This is a genomic window from Cobetia sp. BL01 (assembly GCF_056493605.1).
In genome coordinates this window covers 16483-36703 of the sequence record NZ_JBVBEE010000011.1, presented here as the reverse complement: position 1 = coordinate 36703, position 20221 = coordinate 16483, and the positions used below count along the sequence as shown (strand labels likewise).

The window sequence follows — 20221 nt, the reverse complement described above, 5'->3', positions numbered from 1 at the left end:
GGCTTGTGTGATGCACGCATGGACTTGATCAGAGGACTCCACAATCTCGCCCGCCTGCGCAAGCAGGATGGCAGTCGCGGCTGCGTGGCCACCATCGGCAATTTCGATGGGGTGCACCTCGGCCACCAGGCGATTCTGGAGCAACTGCGCGAGCGCGCGGCGGCCTATGGGCTGCCGGCCACGGTGGTGGTGTTCGAGCCGCAGCCGCGCGAGTTCTTCGCGGGTGACAAGGCGCCGCCACGCCTGACGCGACTGGCGGAAAAGGTCCGCCTGCTGGGTAGCCACGGCGCCGAGCGCGTGCTGTGCCTGCCCTTCAATGAGGCGCTGCGCTCATTGTCGGCCCGTGAATTCATCGAGCAGGTACTGATCGATGGCCTCGGCGTGCGCCACCTGGTGGTCGGCGACGACTTCCGCTTCGGCTGTGATCGTGCCGGTGACTTCGCGCTGCTGGAGCGCATCGGCGCCGCCGAGGGCTTCGCGGTGGAGCATACCCGCACCTTCGAGATCGCCGGTGAGCGTGTGTCCAGCACTCGCGTGCGCAAGGTACTGGCCGCGGGTGACATGGCATTGGCCGCCAGATTGCTGGGACGAGCCCATCACTGGCAGGGGCGCGTGGTCGCGGACCGTCAGCTGGGGCGTACCATCGGCGTGCCGACCGCCAATCTGCCGCTGCCGAATGCGCCGCTGGCGGTCTCCGGCGTCTACGCGGTGATGGCGCATCTGGCCGATGGCCGCGCCTGCCCGGCGGTAGCCAATATCGGCTGGCGCCCGACGGTCGGCACGCCGCGCCCGGTCCTTGAGGTTCACCTGCTGGACTTCGCGGAGGACCTCTATGGCCAGTCGATGCGTGTCAGCTTCTGTGCCTTCCTGCGTGGCGAGCAGCGCTTCGATGGCCTGGAAGCTCTCAAGGCCGCCATCTACGCCGATATCGCATTGGCACGCCGCTTCTTCGCGCTGGCTGCAGGCGAGACGCCCGCCAGTGATGAGCAGGCATTGCTCGATTGCATGACCTCGATGGCTGACCTGCCGCTGGCCAGCCGTCCGCTGAGCGCACTGATGAATGCGCCGACGGCACCCTTACACGGCACTGCTGAGGTGTCTGATTCCACAGCTCGGGAAGCTCAGGCTTCCCGCCCCCACGACGGCTGACCCGAAAGGCTATGAGCGACTACAAGCACACTTTGAATCTGCCCGATACCGACTTCCCGATGCGCGGCAATCTCCCCAAGCGTGAGCCGGACCAACTGGCCCGCTGGAACGAGATTGACCTCTACGCGCGTCTGCGTGAAGCAGGCAAGGGCCGTCCGAGCTTCGTGCTCCACGACGGCCCTCCCTATGCCAACGGCAATATTCACATCGGTCACGCCGTCAACAAGATTCTCAAGGACATCATCGTCAAGTCCAAGACGATGGCGGGCTTCGATGCGCCTTACGTGCCGGGCTGGGACTGTCATGGTCTGCCCATCGAGCACAAGGTCGAGACCACCCACGGCAAGCATCTCGAGTCCGAGAAAGCCCGCCACCTGTGCCGCGAATACGCGGGCGTGCAGGTGGAAGGTCAGAAGCACGAGTTCATCCGTCTCGGCATCGTCGGTGACTGGGGTAACCCGTATCGCTCCATGGACTTCGCCAACGAAGCCGGCGAGATCCGTGCGCTGGCCGAGATGGTCAAGGGCGGTTATGTCTTCAAGGGCCTGAAGCCGGTCAACTGGTGCTTCGACTGTGGCTCTGCGCTTGCGGAAGCGGAAGTCGAATACGCCGACAAGACCTCTGACGCCATCGATGTCGCCTTCGCGGCAGACGACAGCGCGGCGCTGGCCAAGGCCTTCGGCCTCGAGTCACTGAGCAAGCCGGCGGCGATCGTGATCTGGACCACCACCCCGTGGACCATTCCGGCCAACCAGGCGCTCAACGTTCACCCGGACTTCGTCTACTCGCTGGTCGATACCGGCGAGCGCCTGCTGGTGCTCGCCGAGGAGCTGGTCGAGGACAGCCTGGCGCGCTTCGGGCTGAGTGGCGAGACACTGGCGACCGTCAATGGCGCGGCACTGGAGAATCTCAACTTCCGTCACCCGATCTACGATCGTCTGTCGCCGGTCTATCTGGCCGACTACGTCGAGACCGGTGCCGGTACCGGTATCGTCCACTCCGCGCCGGCCTACGGCGAGGATGACTTCCACACCTGCCGTCGTTACGGCATGAGCTTCGACGAGATCGAGAGCCCGGTGCAGGGCAACGGTGTCTACGTGCCGGACCTGCCGGAATTCGGTGGCCAGTTCATCTGGAAGGCCAACCCGAACATCGTCGCGCGTCTGGAAGAACTCGGCGCGCTGATGGCGCACGAGAAGATCACCCACAGCTACATGCACTGCTGGCGCCACAAGACGCCGGTCATCTATCGCGCCACGGCCCAGTGGTTCGTCGGCATGGACATCGCCGGCACCGATGGCGTGACCCTGCGTGACAAGGCGCTGTCCGCCATCGAGGACACCACCTTCATTCCTGCCTGGGGCCAGGCGCGCCTGAAGAGCATGATCGCCAACCGCCCTGACTGGTGCATCTCGCGTCAGCGCAACTGGGGCGTGCCGATTCCGCTGTTCCTGCATCGCGCCACTGGCGAACTGCACCCTGACAGCGTCGCGCTGATGGAAGCGGTCGCGGATCGAGTCGCCGAGCACGGCATCGATGCCTGGTGGTCACTCGACAGCCAGGAGCTGCTGGGCGAAGAGGCCGAGAACTACGAGAAGGTCACCGACACGCTGGACGTGTGGTTCGATTCCGGCACGACTCACTGGCATGTGCTGCGTGGCTCGCATCCGCATGGTCACGAGGTAGGTCCGCGTGCCGACCTGTATCTGGAAGGCTCCGACCAGCACCGTGGCTGGTTCCACTCGTCACTGCTGACCGGCTGTGCCATCGACGGCCACGCGCCCTACAAGGCACTGTTGACTCACGGTTTCACCGTCGATGCGCAGGGCCGCAAGATGTCCAAGTCAGTGGGCAACGTGGTCGCGCCGCAGCAGGTGATGGACAAGCTGGGTGCCGACATTCTGCGCCTGTGGGTGTCCTCCAATGACTATTCCGGTGAGATGGCCGTCTCGGACGAGATCCTCAAGCGGACTGCCGATGCCTATCGCCGCATTCGCAACACCTCGCGCTTCCTGCTGTCCAACCTGAACGGTTTCGAGCCCGAGCGTGATGCGCTGGCCTTCGACGACATGCTGGCGCTGGACCAGTGGGTGGTCGATCGTGCCGCCCAGCTGCAGGCACGTGTCGAGCTGGCCTACGAGGAATACCGCTTCCTCGATATCTATCAGCAGGTGCTGACCTTCTGCTCGCGTGAGCTGGGCGGCTTCTATCTGGATGTCATCAAGGACCGCCAGTACACCACGCAGCCGAACTCGCGTGCGCGTCGCAGCTGTCAGACGGCGCTGTATCACGTGATCGAGGCGCTGGCACGCTGGATGGCGCCGATCCTCTCCTTCACCGGAGAAGAGATCTACGCCAACATCCCGGGTCCGCGCAAGGACACCATCTTCCTGGAGACGGCCTACACCGGCCTGACCACGCTGGCGGATGATGCCCCCATGGGGCGTGAGTTCTGGGAGCAGGTGCTGCACGTCAAGCAGGCGGTCAACAAGACGCTGGAAGGCGCGCGCAACGCCGGTCTGGTCAAGAATGGCCTGGCGGCGGAAGTCACCCTTTACGTCAATGACGAGCTAAAAGCACTGCTGGCAAGTCTCGGCGACGAGCTGCGCTTCGTGATGCTGACCAGCGGCGTGACCCTGGCGCCTCTCGATGCTGCGGGTGACGCAGAAGAGACCGAAGTGTCCGGCCTCAAGGTGGCGGTCAAGGTCAGCGAGAATGCCAAGTGCGAACGTTGCTGGCACCACCGTCCGGAAGTCGGCACCCTGCCGGAACATCCGACCCTGTGTGGCCGCTGCGTGACCAACCTGCCGGATGGCGAAGGCGAGACGCGTCACTTCGCGTGATCGCTGACGCGACCGCGGCATCGTTCAGCCTCCGCTGAGCGCTGATATCGAACGCCGGGCTCTGGCCCGGCGTTCGTGTCTTGCCGCCGACGGATTCATTTCATGCAGGGATGCCCATGGCATCCCCGACAGGAAGGTAACATGACGTCTTCTTCACAACCGCCTGCCAGTGAGGCCGGCTCGGCCGCCAGTGAGCCGATGCGTTCGCCGTTGCGCTGGCTGTGGCTGTCAGTGGTGATCGTGGTGCTGGATCTGACCACCAAGTGGTTGGCCAGCAGTTCTTTGATCTACGGTCAGGCCAACGAGGTGCTGCCGGTCTTCAATCTGACGCTGCTGCACAATACCGGCGCGGCCTTCAGTTTCCTGGCCGGTCATGACGGCTGGCAGCGCTGGCTGTTCGCCGGCATCGCCGTGGTGGCGGCCATCGGCCTGAGCATCTGGCTTGCGCGCCTCAAGCGCCACGAGACCTTCACGGCGCTGGGCATCGCGCTGGTACTGGGTGGCGCATTGGGCAATCTTTATGATCGTGTCGTGCATGGTTACGTGGTGGACTTCCTGTCCTTCCACTGGGGCAATGCCTTCTTCCCGGCCTTCAATGTGGCGGACGTCGCCATCAGCCTGGGAGCCGTGGCACTGATCATCGAATCCTTCCGTGGCCGCTCCGAGTGAGCGGCGCAAACGAGGTCAGCATGAGCGAATATCGTATCGCCGAAAACATGGAGGTCAGCCTCCATTTCCGTCTGCGTCTGGAAGACGGTACCGAAGTGGATTCCACCTTCGACAAGACGCCGGCCACCTTCCAGGTAGGCGATGGCAACCTGCCGCCGGGCTTCGAGCGGCCGATCATGGGCATGGCGGCAGGTGAGACCGGCAGCTTCACGGTCACGCCGGAGCATGCCTTCGGTCAGCACAATCCGCAGAATGTCCAGACCGTGGCGCGCAAGAGCTTCGATGACGACATCGAGGTCGGCATGGTGATGTCCTTCGCCGAGCCGTCAGGCTCGGAGCTGCCGGGCATCATTCGCGAGATCGATGAGCGTGACGTCAAGGTCGACTTCAACCACCCGCTGGCCGGGCGTACCCTGACCTTCGAGGTCGAGGTGCTGTCCGTCGCCCCCGCGACCACGCACTGAGTCTTCTTTTCCAGGGGCGCCTCACACGTGTGCCCCTTGCCATCAAGCGGAGCCTGTCATGCAGATCAAGCTGGCCAACCCGCGCGGTTTCTGCGCCGGAGTGGATCGCGCCATCGATATCGTCAACGGGGCGCTCGACGTGTTCGGGCCGCCGATCTACGTGCGTCACGAGGTGGTGCACAATCGCTTCGTGGTCGACTCCCTCAAGGAGCGCGGCGCCATCTTCGTCGAGGAACTGCACGAAGTGCCGGATGACGTCATCGTCATCTTCTCGGCCCACGGTGTCTCGCGTGCGGTGCAGGAAGAGGCCGAGCGTCGCAACCTCAAGGTCTTCGATGCCACCTGTCCGCTGGTGACCAAGGTGCACATGGAAGTGCTGCGCTATGCGCGCAAGGGCCAGGATTGCGTGCTGATCGGCCATGAGGGTCACCCGGAAGTCGAGGGCACCATGGGCCGCTATGACACCTCCAAGGGTGGCACCATCCACCTGGTGGAGGACGAGTCCGATGTGGCGCGCCTGGAGGTCAAGGACCCGGATCAGCTGGCCTTCGTCACCCAGACCACACTGTCCATGGATGACACGGCGCGTGTGATCGATGCGCTGCGCGAACGCTTCCCGGCGATTCAGGGGCCGCGCAAGGACGATATCTGCTACGCGACCCAGAATCGTCAGGACGCCGTACGCATGCTGGCGGAAGCCTGCGATGTGGTGCTGGTGGTCGGCAGCCCCAACAGCTCCAACTCCAATCGCCTGCGCGAACTGGCCGAGCGCATGCAGACCCCAGCCTGGTTGATCGATGATGCCGAGCAGATCGAGGCCGCCTGGCTCGAGGGTATCGGCAGTATCGGGATCACGGCAGGCGCAAGTGCGCCCGAAGTGTTGGTGCAGGGCGTGATCGATCGCCTGATGGCACTGGGGGCTTCGGCGCCCGAGGAACTGGAAGGTCAGGAGGAGAATATCGTCTTCTCCATGCCCAAGGAGCTCAAGGAGCGCTTGATCGCCTCGGATCAGATTCGCGAGCTGTAACGCTCTGTAAGTCATTGGTCATCTGAAAGCCGCGACTCTGTCGCGGCTTTTTTCATGTCTGATCCGCAATATCTGGCTCTTTGTGAGTTATTGCGCATGTTCTCAATGCCCTGATCATTCCGGTGAGCGTTGATCTGGCCTGAGGATATATGAAAAAAAATGTAATGCTCAGTTACGAAAATGATACATAATGGAGGGTAAGCCACCTCTGGAGATATCGGCATGCCATGCCATCCCCTAGCCAAAAGCGTCATCGGTGCTCGTGCACGACGCGGGGCAGCGGGAGCGTGCGGGCCCAGAGGAGCACGAGGCTTCACGCTCATCGAAGTCATGATGGTGGTCGCGATCATCGGGATTCTGGCGGCGGTAGCAGTGCCATCCTATCTCGGGTACGTGGAGCGCAGCTGGCGTTCTCATGCTCAGCAGGCGCTGGGCCAGCAGGCCAGGCAGTTGCATGGCTTCTATGGACACGATTTCTCCGAGGCGCCGGTGCTGGAGGGTGAGTTGCCAGCCGATGGCGTCAGCAGTATCGAGGATGCCGGCGGCAATCTGCGCTACCTGATCTCCTATCGCAGCCTCACGCCGAGCACCTTCGTGTTGCAAGCCACTCCGCAGGGAGCACAGCTCAACGATGACTGCGGCATTCTGTGGATGGATGAGGTCATGAATACCGGCGCGGAAGGAGGGGGGCGGTGTTGGTGAAGTCTGCGAGACCATCCTCTCGACATCGGGTCGGGAGAGAACTGCCTTTCGCGTTGCATGAGAGGCCACGAGAGGCCGGGGAGCCTGACATCATGCGTCATTCACGCGGTTTCACGCTGATCGAGCTGGTGGTGACGGTGGCGATCATCGCCATCATCGCTGCCTGGGCGGTGCCTGCCTGGCAAGGGATGGTACAGCGCTCTCAGGTGGAGTCCGACGTTCGCGCCCTGACGCATGCCCTGGCGATGGCACGCAGTGCCGCGACCAGTCGCGGCACCATGGTCAGCGTCTGTCCCTATGCTCCGAGCGTTGCCACGCCGAATCCCACTGTCTGCGATGCGGACTGGTCGAATGGCTGGGTGGTGTATGAAGGCAGTGGGGCCAATTTCACGGCAGGGGATCGCATGTGGGTTCATCAGGGCAGCAACTCGGTGGCGCAATCCGGCGGTGCCAGTCGTATCACCTTCAACGATCGCGGCACACTCAACAGCGGCAACAGCACGCTGGTGTTCTGCGCAGCCTCGGATTCCACTTCCGTGGTGGTGGCGCCTTCAGGGCGCGTGAGACTCGAGACGGGAGGTGATTGCTCATGACAAGGCGTAACCCTCCGAAGATCGCGACGGCGCATCGACAGCGTGGCGTCGGTCTGATCGAGGCGCTGGTGGCCGTGCTGCTGCTTGGTGTCTCCTTGCTGGGGTTGGGGCTGCTGCAGGTGCAGACGTTGCAGCACCAGCGCGTCAGTTACAGCAATACGGTGGCACAGCTGCTGTCATTGGACATGGCCGAGCGCATCCGGGCCAATCTCGAAGCCATTGCGCAATACGATGGTGCCGATACGCAGGACCCACCGGACAATGGATGCTCGTCAGACTGCACGCCTGCTCAGTTGGCCAATCAGGATGTGATCGACTGGCGAACGGCCATTCAGGGTTCCACTCTGACCAGCGGTGTCGGCAACGTGACGGTAGACGAGCGCCTGGTCGGCGGTGCCGGTATCGGGGTGCATGACGTCAGTGTCCAGGTGCAATGGAGCGATACGCTCAATGGTGGAATGGATATCCAGGCATATCGCTTCGAGGTGGAGCCATGAACCCGCGTGTCTCTATCGCTGGCAAGAAGTTCTCTCGCTCTCCAGCCTCTCGCGCGCATCAGGCGGGGGTTGGCCTGGTCGAACTGATGATCAGTCTGGTGCTGGGTCTGCTGATCACGGCGATGGCGGTGCAGATGTTCTCGACGTCACGCAGTACCGTGAGTACCCAGGAAGCCCTGTCCTATCTTCAGGAGTCGGCGCGTTATGTCTCGTTCCGGCTTCAGCCCCTCATGCGCAATGTGGGCTACGCGGGGTGTGCCAACAGTCGTGATATCACCAATGCCAGTTCAGTGGATGACTCCCACGATCTCACGGCGCCCTTCGGTGGGCAGCAGCGTACCCAGCGTAGCCTCAGCTATTTCAATCTGACGTTCGTCGCCGCCAGCAAGGATGGCGATGAGACCACGCTCATCAGCAGCATGACCTCACTGGGCGGACCGCTGAGCGTGCGCAATGGCAGTGAAGCGGCCTTCGTGACCGACGAGTTCGCGCTGGTCAGTGATTGCAACAGCACCGATGTCTTCAAGGTGTCGGGGACGACCCAAGGCAGTATCGAGACCAATGATACCCTGTCGCGTTCCTATGGCAGTTCACAGTCATCGAACGCCTATCTGTATCCGGTGCAGGCCTGGGAGCTCCGGCTGGATGATCAGGCCAATGACAGCTCGGTGCGTGCGCTGTATCTCGATCGCATCGATGCCACCTTTGCGCGCGAAGAGCTGGCCTCTGGCGTCGAGGGCTTCGATGTCAGCTTCAGTCTGGACACCACCGGCAACGGCAGTGTCGATCGGGTCAAGGTGCCTGCCGCCACGGTTCGCAGCGAAGACCGTTGGGATGAGGTGCGTCGCATCGAGATCGCCCTGACACTCGAGAGCCTGCCAGGCGTGGTGCCGGGCGGAGATAACGATGGCCGTCTGACACGCACCTTCAATCTCACGTTCACGCCGCGCAATCTGCAACTGAGGGGCAGCTGATGCATACATCGCCGTCAACATCCGGGCCCTGTGCGGCAACGAGGGGGCCCGCGCATCAGCAAGGCATCGCGCTGCTGATCGTGCTGGTCATGCTGGTGGTGATCGGTCTGCTGGCCGTCACCGGCGTGGAGGACAGTCAGTTGCAGACCCGGATGGCCGTCAACAGCCGCAACTTCGAGCAGTCCTATTACAACGCCGAGACCAGCCTCAGCATCGGTGAGCGGGCGTTGCAGGAGGGTCTGGAGAATGGCGCCTGGGAACTGGGCGATTTCGATGACTCGGCTGGGCTGATGCTGGCACTCCCTGAGGATGCGCCGCCGATCAACCCGCTCTCTGAAGCGGATTGGCAGGCCAATGGCATCGATACGCTGGATGATGATAACGGCGCGGTGATCGGGGCGTACGTGATCGAGTATCTGGGCAAGGTCGGTCAGCCCCCACTGAATACCAGCAACGAATTGAATGCGGTCGGTACGCGCCTGGATGCCTTCCGCGTCAGTGCAATGGGCCTGGGAGGCGGCAATGGTGCCTCCTGGACAGTGGTGCAAAGCGAGTTGGAACTGGGCCCTTACTTCTGAGAGGAGCATGAACATGCGTTATCTGCTGAGTGGTGCCCTATGCCTTTTCGCTCTGCCTTGCCTGGCGGCTCCCGGGGAAATCGCTCGTGCGCCAGTGACGGAAGCCACCGGTGTTCAGCCCAATATCCTGTTCATCCTTGATGATTCGGGCAGCATGGCCTGGGAGGATACGCTCAATCAGGGCGTCGAATACTGGGGCTATCAGCCCGCCTCGTCGGTGCTTGGAGACTCCGGAGTCTACTCGATCAGCAACTTTGGGACTGTCAGTCATCAATCCCAGACCAGCGTTGCCCGCGCCATTGGCTCGTGCAATGGCTTCAATGTCCTGGCCTACAATCCGGCGCTCACCTATGCCCCTTGGGCGGGCAAGGATCGCTTTGGAGCGGATTACCTCGACGCGACGCTCCTGACGGCGCGCGCGGATCCCTATGAGCCGACGACAACCGTCAATCTTACCGGGGTCTATTACATGCCCTGGACGGACAATGACGGTGACGGCGAGTATGACTTCGAGGAGTGCGGGCTCTATCGAAGTGGCAATGGTCTTTATGTGGATACCACGCGTCAGACCTACATCAACCAGCAGTCCGCCGCGCAGAAGACCAACTTCGCCAACTGGTTCACCTATTACCGCGACCGCATGTCCGTTGCCAAGTCGGCCATGGCAGGCGTCATCGATACCAACGAGTCTCGGGTAGGCCTGCGTACCATCCAGGGGCGCAACAACCGCAACGTCGCGGACATGACCGATGCCGATGAACGTGACGACCTGATGGAAGAGCTGTTCACCGCTTATCCCTCCGGCGGGACTCCACTGCGCACGGCCTTGAAGAATGCCGGCGAATACTTCGCCAGTACCGGGAATAATGCGCCCATCCTGAGTGCGGATGAAGGCGGCATGTGTCAGCAGAATTACGCGATCATGATGACTGATGGCTATTGGAATGGCTCAAGTCCCAGTGTCGGCAATGTCGATGGTGGCAGCGGTGATTACATCAGTGCCAGTCACCGTGACAGTTACTCCAATACCTTGGGTGACGTGGCGATGTATTACTATCGCACCGACCTGCGCACTGATCTGATCAATAGCGTTCCCACCGTGCCGGATGTGGATGAAAACCCGTCCCAGCACATGGTCACCTACACTGTCGGCTTCGGGGTGGATGGTTCCCTGACCGAGAATCCATCCGGTATCGATACCTCCTTCACCTGGCCTCAGCCGGTGTCCAATACCAATACCACCATTGATGATCTTCGCCATGCCGCCTGGAATGGACGCGGCGAGTATCTGAGTGCTGCCAACCCCCAGGCCCTGATCGATGCATTGAACAATATCGCCCAGTCAATCGCGGGGCGTGCTGCCAGCACCGGCAGTCTGGATATCAGCAGTGGTAGCCAGACCAGTGATGCCTATGTCATCCAGACGACCTATGACCCGGCCAACTGGGCGGGGGATGTGGTCGCACGCAAGATCGGCAGCGATGGCACCTTGAGCAGCACATCCGAGTGGTCCGTCGCGGAGTGGTTGCGTGACGATGCCGGTCGCAGCAGCAGTCGCAAGGTGATCACCTATAATCCGGGGATTTCGGACGTCGACGAGAAGGCCTTCTTCTTTGATATCGAGGAGGCCGGCTCATTGGAGGCGGAACAGATTCTCGACCTCGTCGGTTTCCTGGACGAGACGCTGTTGACCGATGCCGTGCTGATCTCCGTGCGTGAAGCTGCAAACGGGGTCTCCGGGACTCTCGGCAACGGTCTGGGGCTCGGCCTGGGGAATGGCAATGGTCTGGCCAATGCCCTGGGGTTGACCGGCGGGCAGAGCGGCGTGCTGGAGCTGGTCGGTGATACCGTGACGCAGCTGACGGGGCAGATTCTGGATACGAGCGGGACCTTCCTCACGCTCAATGGGACACCGCTTGCCGTGAGAACGTCGGAGCTCGAGAATCTGATCGGCTATCTCAAGGGCGATGATACCTATGAAGGTACCTTGTTCCGTGATCGTGACGACAACTATCTCGGTGATATCGTCCACGCCTCGCCGGCCATCGTCGGCCCGCCTTCCGCCAGCTACCGCAATGACATGGAAGTGTCTTCGTACCGCTCCTTCAAGACCTTGCATGAAGATCGCCAGTCGATGATCTACATCGGTGCCAACGATGGCATGTTGCATGCCATCGACATGGAAAGCGGGGAAGAGAAATTCGCCTACATGCCATATGCCGCTTTCAGCATCGAGGGTGGGCGTGGCATTCGTCAGCTCGCCGACCAGAATTATGTTCACCAGTATTACGTCGATGCCACGCCTGTCGCGCGCGATGTCCACGTACAACTGGGAGAGGAAGACGCTCCCAGCTGGCATTCGGTCCTGGTGGGGGGGCTTGGCGCGGGTGGCAAGGCGGTCTACATGCTGGATATCACGGATCCCGAAGCCTTCGACACGCTGGGGGAGTCCAATGGCACCTCGCCGGCGGATATCGTGCAGTGGGAATTCACCCACGAGGATCTCGGTTACACCTTCAGCGACATTCAGGTTGCTCGACTTGATGATGGCAAGTGGTACGCCATCTTCGGCAATGGCTACAACGCGGATAGTGACGGGCGTGCCAAACTGTTCATCGTGGATCTGGAGGACCCGGAAAACTTCGCGCTGCTGGATTCACAGCAGGGCAGCAATGCCGGGGGGGCCTGCACGTCTGCCAACAGCGACTGCAATGGCATGTCGAGCCCGGAGCTGGCGGACATCGATGCCGATGGCATTACCGATTGGGTATACGCGGGTGATCTTCACGGCAATGTCTGGGTGTTCGACATGCGTGATTTCTCGTTGGATGACGTGGGGAGCGGCGAGACGTCGCGCCTCTTCCAGTCATGTGCGGTGGCTCTGAACAGCACGACATCGACCTGTCCGACGGCTTCGCGCCAGCCCATCACCTCGCGAGTGGCCGTGGCACGCAGCGGTGTCTTCAACAGTACCGTCGATACGCCGTACCTGAATGTCTATTGGGGGACGGGGCAACTGTTGACACTGCAGGATGCCATCGATACCTCGACGCAGTCTTTCTATAGCGTATTGCACACGGGCGACACGACGCGTCGTTATCACGGACAGCTGGAAAAGCAGAGCTTCACGAACATCACCGGGGTCAGTGATGCACGTACCGTCACCGGTGTGGGTGTCGATTATGCCAATCAGAACAACAATGGCATCCAGTACGGGTGGTATGTGGAGCTTTCCGATTCCGGGGAGCGTCTGGTGACGATTCCGGCAGTACGTGGCGATCTGATCGTCTTCAATACCACGATCCCGGGCAGCAATGGCCCCTGTACCGGTGGTGCCAGCGGCTGGTTGAATGCCCTCAGCCTGCGCAATGGCCTGCAACCGGTCCGCAGCAACAACAGTGTCCAGCAGGTCTTTGACTACAATGGCGACGGCAAGGTGGATGCCAGCGACAACGTCAACAATCAGGTCGTGCTGTCGATAAAGACGGACGGGGAGCCCACCTCGCCCAAGTTCCTGGGAGATACCCAGTACGTCGGTCAGGGCGGTACCAATCAGGTGGTCGAGATGGCCATGGACTTCGGGATCGATGGACTGGAAGGCCGTAGTGCCTGGTACCAGCTGCGCTAGGAGAGGGAACATGCAGACATCACGACACAAGTGGCAGCGGAGCGGCGGCGCATGGATACTGGCAGCCTGTGCACTCCTCACGGGGTGGGGCGGGACGGCCATGGCGGCAGATACCTTGATTCAGCTGGACATGGAGCAGACCGTCACAGGCGTGATTGACCAGGTGGAGGGGGACCAGCTGCAGCTCAACGACATGGGGTTCGTGATCCTGCCCTCCACGCGCGTCCTCAATCGCAATGGGCGAGAACTTCGGGCATTCCACCTCAATCCGGGGCAGGAGGTCGAGGTACGCTTCGATCCGCGCGGCGAGCCAAGACCGGTGATCGATATCACGCTGCTTCGCAGGGGGCGTTGATGATCAGACGAACTGGCGGTTCTCGATCACAAGGTGGTTTCGGCTTGATGGAGCTGATGATTGCCGTGGCCATCATCGGAATCCTGGCCGCTATCGCCTATCCCAGCTATCAGGATCAGGTGGAGCGCTCACGCCGCACGGATGCCATCACGTCCCTGCTGGCGCTTGCCCAGACCCAGGAGCGCATCATGGCCACCTGCGGAGAATATGCGACCGCCAGTGTGACTACCGCCACGGACTGTGATGATGCTCTGGGGCTCGGCGGAGACGGGATCGGGCTTGGACAGGCTGATACGGCCAGCGAGGAGGGCTTCTATACACTGGCCGTCGCGGGGGACGCCGACAGCTATACGCTGACGGCCACTGCCACGGGCAGTCAGGCCAATGATGAGGACTGTGCCACTTTCACGTTGACGGAGCTGGGTATCAAGGGAGCTGCGGTATTGGCAGATTCAGAAGGCACCGACAGTAGCAATTGCTGGTAACGCAGCACACCCTGCCACCCGTTTGCAGCAGACACGAGCCCCGATTCTTTTGGATCGGGGCTTTTCGTTGTCCAGAAACTCGCGCCACCAAAGATGAAACAATGATGAATATGAGTAATTTGTGGGATGTCAGGTAATTCTATGTAACATAATAATTCCATTATGTGGCTGGTTGACGTTACATTGCCCCATTTCACATCGCGAAGGGCACCTTCGCCTGCGTGTTTCTCAGGGATATGACGATGTCAGTTTTTCATGCGCTTCGACGCACACGTCAGCAGGAGGGGCAGCAAGGATTCACGTTGATCGAGCTGATGATCACGTTGGCAGTGCTGGTCATCACGATCACGATCGCCGTCCCCGCCTGGCAGGGAGTGGTCGCGCGCAATGCCGTGACCAGTACCGCCGAGACACTCATTGCCTCGGTCAACTACGCGCGCAGCGAGGCGGTGGCCAGTGGTGGCAGCATCACGCTCTGTCCGCTGAATGCCGCGGGTGATGCCTGCATGAATTCGACCCGCTGGAGCAATGGCTGGGCGGTCGTGCAGGGCACTCAGGCGGATGCTCGGGTATCGCTGGGCGATGATCTGTTGCGTCTGTTCGATGCCGCCATCACCGTGCAGGCAGATGTCGCCGGCGTGACCTTTGATGACCAGGGCGCGACACCGGACTCCACCTGGCTGTTGATCTGTGACCAGTCGGGTGGTCAGGGCCATCGCCAGCTTGAATTGACCCCCATTGGACGAGTACTGACGGAGACATATGGCAGCGATGACCAGAGTTGCTGAGGTGGGCTCGCATCCCGCGAGAAAGGGGCAACAAGGTACCAGTCTGCTGGAGGCTCTGATCGCCCTGTTGCTGATGGGGCTGACGTTGCTGGGTTTCGGGCTCATGCAGATGGAGAGCCTGCAGGCCAACAACGAGAGTTATGCGCGTACCGAAGCTCGCATCCTGTTGATCAGCATGGCGGAGCGTATCCAGGCCAACCCTGACGGCGTGGATGACTACGCTGGCCTCGACACCGAGAGCGCGGGCAATCCCGGCAATTGTCCCTGCAGTGTTGCTGAGCTGGCGGCACGCGATGTAGCGGTGTGGGCGGACCGGCTTGAGGACAGTGGACTGAACGCGCCGGTCGGGGCCATCGCCAGCAGCGGGAGTGATCTTCTGACACTGACCCTCGGCTGGAGCGGTGCCGCGCCGCTGGGTCAGAACGCAGACAGCATGGACGCCGATGCTCAGGCGTTGAGCGAGACCCTACAGATACGAGTGGTGCCCTGATGTCATTGAAAGTCTCTCTCTCGCGGCGAGCCTGCGCGTCGCGCTCGCCAAGGGCGCCTCGCTCGATGCCTTCACGGCGTGCCCAGCAGGGCGTCGGCTTGGTCGAATTGATGTTGGCGCTGGTGCTGGGGTTGTTCATTTCCGCCATGGCGCTGGAGTACTTTCTCGCCTCGCGCTCAACCCTCAACACGACGTCTGCCGTGTCCTACCTGCAGGAGTCTGCGCGCCATGTCACGCGTCGCTTGCAGCCATTGGTGCGCAATGCCGGTTTTTCCGGCTGTGCGTCGGTGAGCAGTGTCAGTGATGGCACCGGCAGCCACGCGCTGTCCGATGCTCCCTTGACGGCCGAGTCCGACACGGTGGCGGGGGTCACCTACGACCGCCTGGCCCTGCAGGTACCCGCACTGGGAGCGCAGCGTGGCTGGCAGCTCGGGTCGAGTGTCGCTCAGGGGGATACGTCGTTGGCACTTGAAGATTACGCCGCCGATACGCTGGAGGCGGATAGCGTCGTGCTGATCAGTGACTGCGAGAGTGGTGATATCGCTCGCCTGGCGGGCGATGGCAGCAATTCACTGGATCTGTCGAGTGCTGTGGAACATGGCTACGGCGGTGCCCAGCAGACCCAGGCATATGTCTACCCGTTGCAGCGTTGGTATCTGCTGCTGTCGCAGACCGATGACGATTCTCCCGTCCGTCTGTGCCTGAACGGAGAAGATGTCGATGGTGACCCGACCGCAGGCTGTGATGAAGAAGTGGCGCGATACGTCGAAGCGCTGGACCTGTCCTTCGATACGGCCTCGGGCAGTGGCAGTGCGAGTCGTTTCGCAGTAGAGCGCAGCGCGGCGGAAGTGGAAGCCGCAAATGACTGGGGTAGCGTCAGACGTATCCACATCAGCCTGACCCTCAAGACGCCACCGACGATCAACGTCGAGGGTGAGGATGATGGTGAATTGGAACGTACCTTCGACATTACCCTGAGCCCGAGGAATATCGGTCTATGAATCAGATGAACGCCCCCCGGCATCCTCGTCAGCAGGGGATGGCATTGCTGGTCGTGTTGATCATGCTGATCGTGGTCGGCGTGATGGCAGTGACGGGCAATGAGGATACCCAGTTGCAGACCCGCATGCTGATGAATACCCAGTTCTACGACAACGCCTATGCCGAGGCCGAGAGCCTTCAGCAACAGGCGGAGAGTCGTCTGCTCGAGGGGGAGCTGACCCTGGATGATTTCGATGGGGACGGCTTCTACGACGTGACGGTGGGGGAGGAGCTGGGCTTCGATCCTCTGCAGGCAGACGCCTGGGAGGGGGAAGGTGTCTTGAGCGGTGATGCGGCTGACAACGGCAACTATGTCATCGAGTATCTGGGGGAGACGACGGAAGGCGTTCTGAATGACGATAACCTGAGCAGCAGTCAGTTGTTGAAAGCCTTCCGCATCACGGCCGCTGGTTGGAGTCTTGAGAGCGCAGGTGACCCTGATAGCAAGAAGCGTGCACTGGCAGTGGTGCAAAGCGAAATCATGATGGCCGATTGAAGGGAATCTATCGATGAAATCGAAGCACTCACCCCGCCGCAGCGGCTTGCGTCGTATTCACCTGCCGGTCTTGCTGTCAGGCGGACTGCTGGTCGCCTTGCCCGTGCTGGCAGATAGCGACACGCTACTTCAGTTGCCCACCACCCAGAGTGTCGGTGTTACCCCCAACGTCCTGCTGGTGCTGGATGATTCGGGCTCGATGTCTTTTGAAGACACTTTTGAGGGTGGGGAGTCTGAGCAGTCTTACGATCTGGTTTACAATGATTGTTGGACCAAGGGTAATCGTACGATTTGTGGAGACTATCAGCCACTGGACTTGGATAATAAGTTCTTTTGTGCAGAAGAGAATAAGCAGGCCTACGACCCGGATCAAACTTATCTTCCCTGGAGAAAAGGCGAATCTGAAGAACGTTATAATAACATGGATCCTACTGCTGCATGGATTGACTTCAATAAAGGAAGTTCATGGGATAATGTAGTTGATTTGACCGATCCGAAACTTAACTTTCGTTACTATACTGGGCAGGGATGCAAAAGCAATACGAAGGTCATGATATCTAGCCCAACTCTTTCTAAGGAAGAGAAAGTTAACTATGCAAATTGGTTTACTTACTATCGTAATCGACTAAGCGTAGGTAAAGCCGCGAGTTTGGAGCTATTGTCTGGTACCGATTATCGCACTGGTTATTTAACTATAAATCCGCGATCTGGGTCAGAAAAAGTTATTGTTGATGATATAGTCGATAAAGTTGTCGAGTTAGTGACCAATGTTTTAGGAGTTGTGGTCGAGTTAGTGACTACTAGTGATAGCGGTAACAAGCATCTAGAAGAAGTCCAAAAGGCTATAGTAAATACGGAGATAAGTGACAATTCGAGCTATCGCGGGACACCCTTACGGGAAGCACTCTACCATGCAGGTGAATACTATAAGGGGAAATACCCAACCTTAGGTAACTCTCCTATTCTCTCTAATGACGAGGGAGGGATGTGCCAACAGAATTTCACAGTGTTGGTTACAGATGGTTTTTGGAATTCAGGAAGTACAACCTTATCATCTGAACTCGAAAATACTATAGGTGATGCTAATAAAGATGGTAGGTCATGGTATAACCTGGTTTATTCTTGGTTCTCCTATAAGTATGTTGAGGCTGGTAGCACTACCTTGGCAGATGTGGCCTATTATTATGCTAATAATGATTTACTTCCTGATTTTGGGAGCGGTACCTATGAAAATCAAATAATGACGACCTACACTGTCGCATTTGGAGTTGATTCAGACAGCGATGAATGGAGTGATAAAAAACGTGTTCTGGAGAGCAGCTCCAGCACCATCGATGATCTGGAACAGGCCGCCATCGATGGCGGGGGCTCCTACTTCAATGCCTCCAGCCCGACGGATCTCGTCTCGGCGCTGGCGGCGATCGCCTCCGAGATCGTCGCGGTAGGCAACAGTGTCAGCGGCCTATCTACCAATCTGACGACGGCCAGTGTCGAGACGGACAGCCGACTGGTCGAGAGCCGCTATTCCGCCTCGACCTGGACGGGAGATGTAGTGGCCTCCTCGGTACAGGAGGGCAAGGATGTCGAGGATGAAGACCAGCTCTGGAGTGCTGCCACCCAGCTGAGTGAGGCATTGGCAGAGGAGGATGGCCTCGAGTCACGTACGGTCTTCACCATGTCCGGGGGGAACGGCGTCGAGTTCACGACCGACAACGCGGGCCGGCTGAGTTCGAGCCAGCGCAACGATCTCGCGCGCATGGAGGTCGGTGGCAACTCTACCGATGACCATGTGAAGGCAGCGATCGAGTGGTTGCGGGGCAGTGATGAATATGAGGGCGATGGTCTGCGCAATCGCACTGGCGTGCAGCTGGGCGACATCATCGGCTCATCGCCAGTCGTCGTGACACGTGAGGACTCGACGACACAGGGCAGTGTCTTCGTCGGGGCCAACGACGGCATGCTGCACGCCTTCGACCTCAATACCGGTAGCGAGCAGTTCGCCTACATTCCGGAGCTGCTCTATAGCGAAGAGGACGACGCAGGGCTGGGCTATCTGACCGACCCGGGCTATCAGCATCGCTATTATGTCGATGGTGAAGTGCGTATCGCCAGTCTGGATGGCGAGGAGTGGCTGGTATCCGGTCTGGCGGGCGGTGGACGCGGCCTGTTCGCGCTCAATGTCACCAAGGCCGTGGCGGGTGAAGACTTCGATGAAGATGATGTAGTGCGCTGGGAATTCGGCTCAAGCGACGATGATGACATGGGGCATGTCTTCGGCAGTGCGCATATCGTGTCACTGAACAATGGTGACAGTGCGGTGCTGGTCGGCAATGGCCTGGAAACGGCCGATGAGAACGCCGCGCCGACGTTGTTCGCGCTGGAGCTCGATGGAGTCAATGCCGGCGGCGTGATCGCCAAGCTGTCCCCCAGTGGGGTGACCGGCGGCCTGGCCAATCTGCAGGTTGCTGATATCGACAGCAATGGCACCGTCGATTTTGCCTATGGGGGGGATCTTCAGGGGCGGTTGTGGAAGTTCGATCTCAGTGATGACGACAGCAGCAAGTGGAGTGTCACGCGGCTGTTCACGGCCTGTGCTACCAGCCTGACTGGCGGGGAGTGCCAGACGGATGCGCTGCAACCGATCACGGTCAAACCGACGCTGAGTCGCTACTCCGGAGGCACCCAGACCATGTCTTCGCCCAACCTGCTGGTGTCCTTCGGAACAGGGCAGGACATGTACGCTGATGCCGAGGACGAGGCCTGGGTCACCCAGAGCCTCTACACCGTGCTGGATGCCGGTGGCAGTCACACCAGCTTGATGCGCAGCAACCTCGAGGAGCGGACTTTCGTCAGTGGCAGCTACACCAACGGGGAGCTGACTGGACGGACTCTCGGTGGCGACAGCTTCAGCTATTACCCCAGCCAGCTGGAAGATCAGGACAGCGATCGCTTCGGCTGGTATCTGGATCTGGATGCCTCCGAGCAGGAAGAGCTGGTCGAGCCGGCCAACCTGCTCTCCAACCTGGTGGTCTTCTCTACCAGCACCTCCAGCACGGGGACCAACTTCTGTGAAAGCACCGGGGGCGGCTGGCTGGTCGCGCTGGATACCGAGACAGGGTTGCCGACCTACGACGACAGCGAAGGCAGCTATGTGACCATCTTCGATTTCAATCAGGATGAAGCCTTCAGCGCCGATGATCTGGTCGGCACCATCATCGACAACACCGTCGCCGTCGGCAATGTGGTCGTCAGCGTGAAACTGAGCGGTACGCCGACGTCCAGCGTCAGTGTCGGCAATACGGTCTATGTGGGTAGCAGCTCATTGGGAACGGTAGAAGGCACCGTCTCATCCTACGACCTGAACGTGTCCAGCTCGACGGATACCGGTCGTGTTTCCTGGTATCAACTGCGCTGATCGCATTGCATCTGTGATGCATGCCCC

18 protein-coding genes are annotated in these 20221 nt (G+C 60.3%); all 18 read left to right on the top strand.

Annotated features, from left to right (window positions below):
* The first annotated feature begins 18 nt into the window (after positions 1–18).
* Positions 19–1149, top strand: coding sequence for a bifunctional riboflavin kinase/FAD synthetase (gene ribF / locus ACZYGA_RS15380; protein ID WP_077373426.1), 1131 nt, complete (start codon positions 19–21; stop codon positions 1147–1149).
* Positions 1150–1160: 11 nt separating this feature from the next.
* Positions 1161–3992, top strand: coding sequence for an isoleucine--tRNA ligase (gene ileS / locus ACZYGA_RS15375; RefSeq protein ID WP_479399523.1), 2832 nt, complete (start codon positions 1161–1163; stop codon positions 3990–3992).
* Positions 3993–4133: 141 nt separating this feature from the next.
* Positions 4134–4661, top strand: a complete 528-nt coding sequence (gene lspA, locus ACZYGA_RS15370) for a signal peptidase II (RefSeq protein ID WP_240499635.1) — start codon at positions 4134–4136, stop codon at positions 4659–4661.
* Positions 4662–4681: 20 nt separating this feature from the next.
* A complete protein-coding gene (fkpB, locus tag ACZYGA_RS15365) occupies positions 4682–5125 on the top strand; it encodes an FKBP-type peptidyl-prolyl cis-trans isomerase (protein ID WP_479399522.1) in 444 nt (147 codons plus the stop codon).
* 58 nt (positions 5126–5183) lie between these two features.
* Positions 5184–6152 carry a 4-hydroxy-3-methylbut-2-enyl diphosphate reductase gene (gene ispH, locus ACZYGA_RS15360; protein ID WP_077373435.1) on the top strand — a complete coding sequence of 323 codons (969 nt, stop codon included), beginning with the start codon at positions 5184–5186 and terminating at the stop codon, positions 6150–6152.
* Between the two features lie 330 nt (positions 6153–6482).
* Positions 6483–6854, top strand: a complete 372-nt coding sequence (locus ACZYGA_RS15355) for a type IV pilin protein (protein WP_127736627.1) — start codon at positions 6483–6485, stop codon at positions 6852–6854.
* Between the two features lie 92 nt (positions 6855–6946).
* Complete coding sequence (locus tag ACZYGA_RS15350) at positions 6947–7447, top strand: GspH/FimT family pseudopilin (protein WP_077373519.1); 501 nt, start codon at positions 6947–6949, stop codon at positions 7445–7447.
* A complete protein-coding gene (gene pilV, locus ACZYGA_RS15345; RefSeq protein ID WP_077373441.1) occupies positions 7444–7944 on the top strand; it encodes a type IV pilus modification protein PilV in 501 nt (166 codons plus the stop codon). Before ACZYGA_RS15350 ends, pilV begins: the two co-directional genes overlap by 4 nt.
* Positions 7941–8918 (top strand): PilW family protein, encoded by a 978-nt coding sequence (locus ACZYGA_RS15340; protein WP_167592954.1) that lies wholly within the window; start codon positions 7941–7943, stop codon positions 8916–8918. The genes pilV and ACZYGA_RS15340 overlap by 4 nt, the downstream gene beginning before the upstream one ends.
* Entirely contained in the window at positions 8918–9496 is a 579-nt protein-coding gene (locus ACZYGA_RS15335) for a pilus assembly PilX family protein (protein ID WP_127734342.1), read from the top strand. The genes ACZYGA_RS15340 and ACZYGA_RS15335 overlap by 1 nt, the downstream gene beginning before the upstream one ends.
* Before the next feature lie 13 nt (positions 9497–9509).
* Entirely contained in the window at positions 9510–13124 is a 3615-nt protein-coding gene (locus ACZYGA_RS15330; protein ID WP_191237751.1) for a pilus assembly protein, read from the top strand.
* A gap of 10 nt (positions 13125–13134) precedes the next feature.
* The gene (locus ACZYGA_RS15325) at positions 13135–13479 is read left to right on the top strand and encodes a hypothetical protein (RefSeq protein WP_479399521.1); all 345 of its coding nucleotides are present in this window, start codon (positions 13135–13137) and stop codon (positions 13477–13479) included.
* Positions 13479–13964 carry a type IV pilin protein gene (locus tag ACZYGA_RS15320; protein ID WP_084207762.1) on the top strand — a complete coding sequence of 162 codons (486 nt, stop codon included), beginning with the start codon at positions 13479–13481 and terminating at the stop codon, positions 13962–13964. Before ACZYGA_RS15325 ends, ACZYGA_RS15320 begins: the two co-directional genes overlap by 1 nt.
* Positions 13965–14206: 242 nt before the next feature.
* Entirely contained in the window at positions 14207–14752 is a 546-nt protein-coding gene (locus ACZYGA_RS15315) for a GspH/FimT family pseudopilin (RefSeq protein WP_176494349.1), read from the top strand.
* Positions 14736–15242: a hypothetical protein gene (locus tag ACZYGA_RS15310; protein ID WP_127734350.1), complete on the top strand. Its 507-nt coding sequence runs from the start codon at positions 14736–14738 to the stop codon at positions 15240–15242. The genes ACZYGA_RS15315 and ACZYGA_RS15310 overlap by 17 nt, the downstream gene beginning before the upstream one ends.
* A gap of 65 nt (positions 15243–15307) precedes the next feature.
* Positions 15308–16243 (top strand): PilW family protein, encoded by a 936-nt coding sequence (locus ACZYGA_RS15305; RefSeq protein WP_404983287.1) that lies wholly within the window; start codon positions 15308–15310, stop codon positions 16241–16243.
* Positions 16240–16779, top strand: a complete 540-nt coding sequence (locus tag ACZYGA_RS15300) for a pilus assembly PilX family protein (protein ID WP_279875989.1) — start codon at positions 16240–16242, stop codon at positions 16777–16779. Before ACZYGA_RS15305 ends, ACZYGA_RS15300 begins: the two co-directional genes overlap by 4 nt.
* Before the next feature lie 1240 nt (positions 16780–18019).
* A complete protein-coding gene (locus ACZYGA_RS15295; protein WP_479399520.1) occupies positions 18020–20194 on the top strand; it encodes a pilus assembly protein in 2175 nt (724 codons plus the stop codon).
* Positions 20195–20221 lie beyond the last annotated feature (27 nt).

Excerpts from the sequence above, each read along its gene's own strand:
- ribF (WP_077373426.1), top strand. The coding sequence starts at position 19 with ATGGACTTGATCAGAGGACTCCACAATCTCGCCCGCCTGCGCAAGCAG.
- ileS (WP_479399523.1), top strand. The coding sequence starts at position 1,161 with ATGAGCGACTACAAGCACACTTTGAATCTGCCCGATACCGACTTCCCG.
- lspA (WP_240499635.1), top strand. The coding sequence starts at position 4,134 with ATGACGTCTTCTTCACAACCGCCTGCCAGTGAGGCCGGCTCGGCCGCC.
- fkpB (WP_479399522.1), top strand. The coding sequence starts at position 4,682 with ATGAGCGAATATCGTATCGCCGAAAACATGGAGGTCAGCCTCCATTTC.
- ispH (WP_077373435.1), top strand. The coding sequence starts at position 5,184 with ATGCAGATCAAGCTGGCCAACCCGCGCGGTTTCTGCGCCGGAGTGGAT.
- ACZYGA_RS15355 (WP_127736627.1), top strand. The coding sequence starts at position 6,483 with ATGATGGTGGTCGCGATCATCGGGATTCTGGCGGCGGTAGCAGTGCCA.
- ACZYGA_RS15350 (WP_077373519.1), top strand. The coding sequence starts at position 6,947 with ATGCGTCATTCACGCGGTTTCACGCTGATCGAGCTGGTGGTGACGGTG.
- pilV (WP_077373441.1), top strand. The coding sequence starts at position 7,444 with ATGACAAGGCGTAACCCTCCGAAGATCGCGACGGCGCATCGACAGCGT.
- ACZYGA_RS15340 (WP_167592954.1), top strand. The coding sequence starts at position 7,941 with ATGAACCCGCGTGTCTCTATCGCTGGCAAGAAGTTCTCTCGCTCTCCA.
- ACZYGA_RS15335 (WP_127734342.1), top strand. The coding sequence starts at position 8,918 with ATGCATACATCGCCGTCAACATCCGGGCCCTGTGCGGCAACGAGGGGG.
- ACZYGA_RS15330 (WP_191237751.1), top strand. The coding sequence starts at position 9,510 with ATGCGTTATCTGCTGAGTGGTGCCCTATGCCTTTTCGCTCTGCCTTGC.
- ACZYGA_RS15325 (WP_479399521.1), top strand. The coding sequence starts at position 13,135 with ATGCAGACATCACGACACAAGTGGCAGCGGAGCGGCGGCGCATGGATA.
- ACZYGA_RS15320 (WP_084207762.1), top strand. The coding sequence starts at position 13,479 with ATGATCAGACGAACTGGCGGTTCTCGATCACAAGGTGGTTTCGGCTTG.
- ACZYGA_RS15315 (WP_176494349.1), top strand. The coding sequence starts at position 14,207 with ATGTCAGTTTTTCATGCGCTTCGACGCACACGTCAGCAGGAGGGGCAG.
- ACZYGA_RS15310 (WP_127734350.1), top strand. The coding sequence starts at position 14,736 with ATGACCAGAGTTGCTGAGGTGGGCTCGCATCCCGCGAGAAAGGGGCAA.
- ACZYGA_RS15305 (WP_404983287.1), top strand. The coding sequence starts at position 15,308 with ATGCCTTCACGGCGTGCCCAGCAGGGCGTCGGCTTGGTCGAATTGATG.
- ACZYGA_RS15300 (WP_279875989.1), top strand. The coding sequence starts at position 16,240 with ATGAATCAGATGAACGCCCCCCGGCATCCTCGTCAGCAGGGGATGGCA.
- ACZYGA_RS15295 (WP_479399520.1), top strand. The coding sequence starts at position 18,020 with ATGACGACCTACACTGTCGCATTTGGAGTTGATTCAGACAGCGATGAA.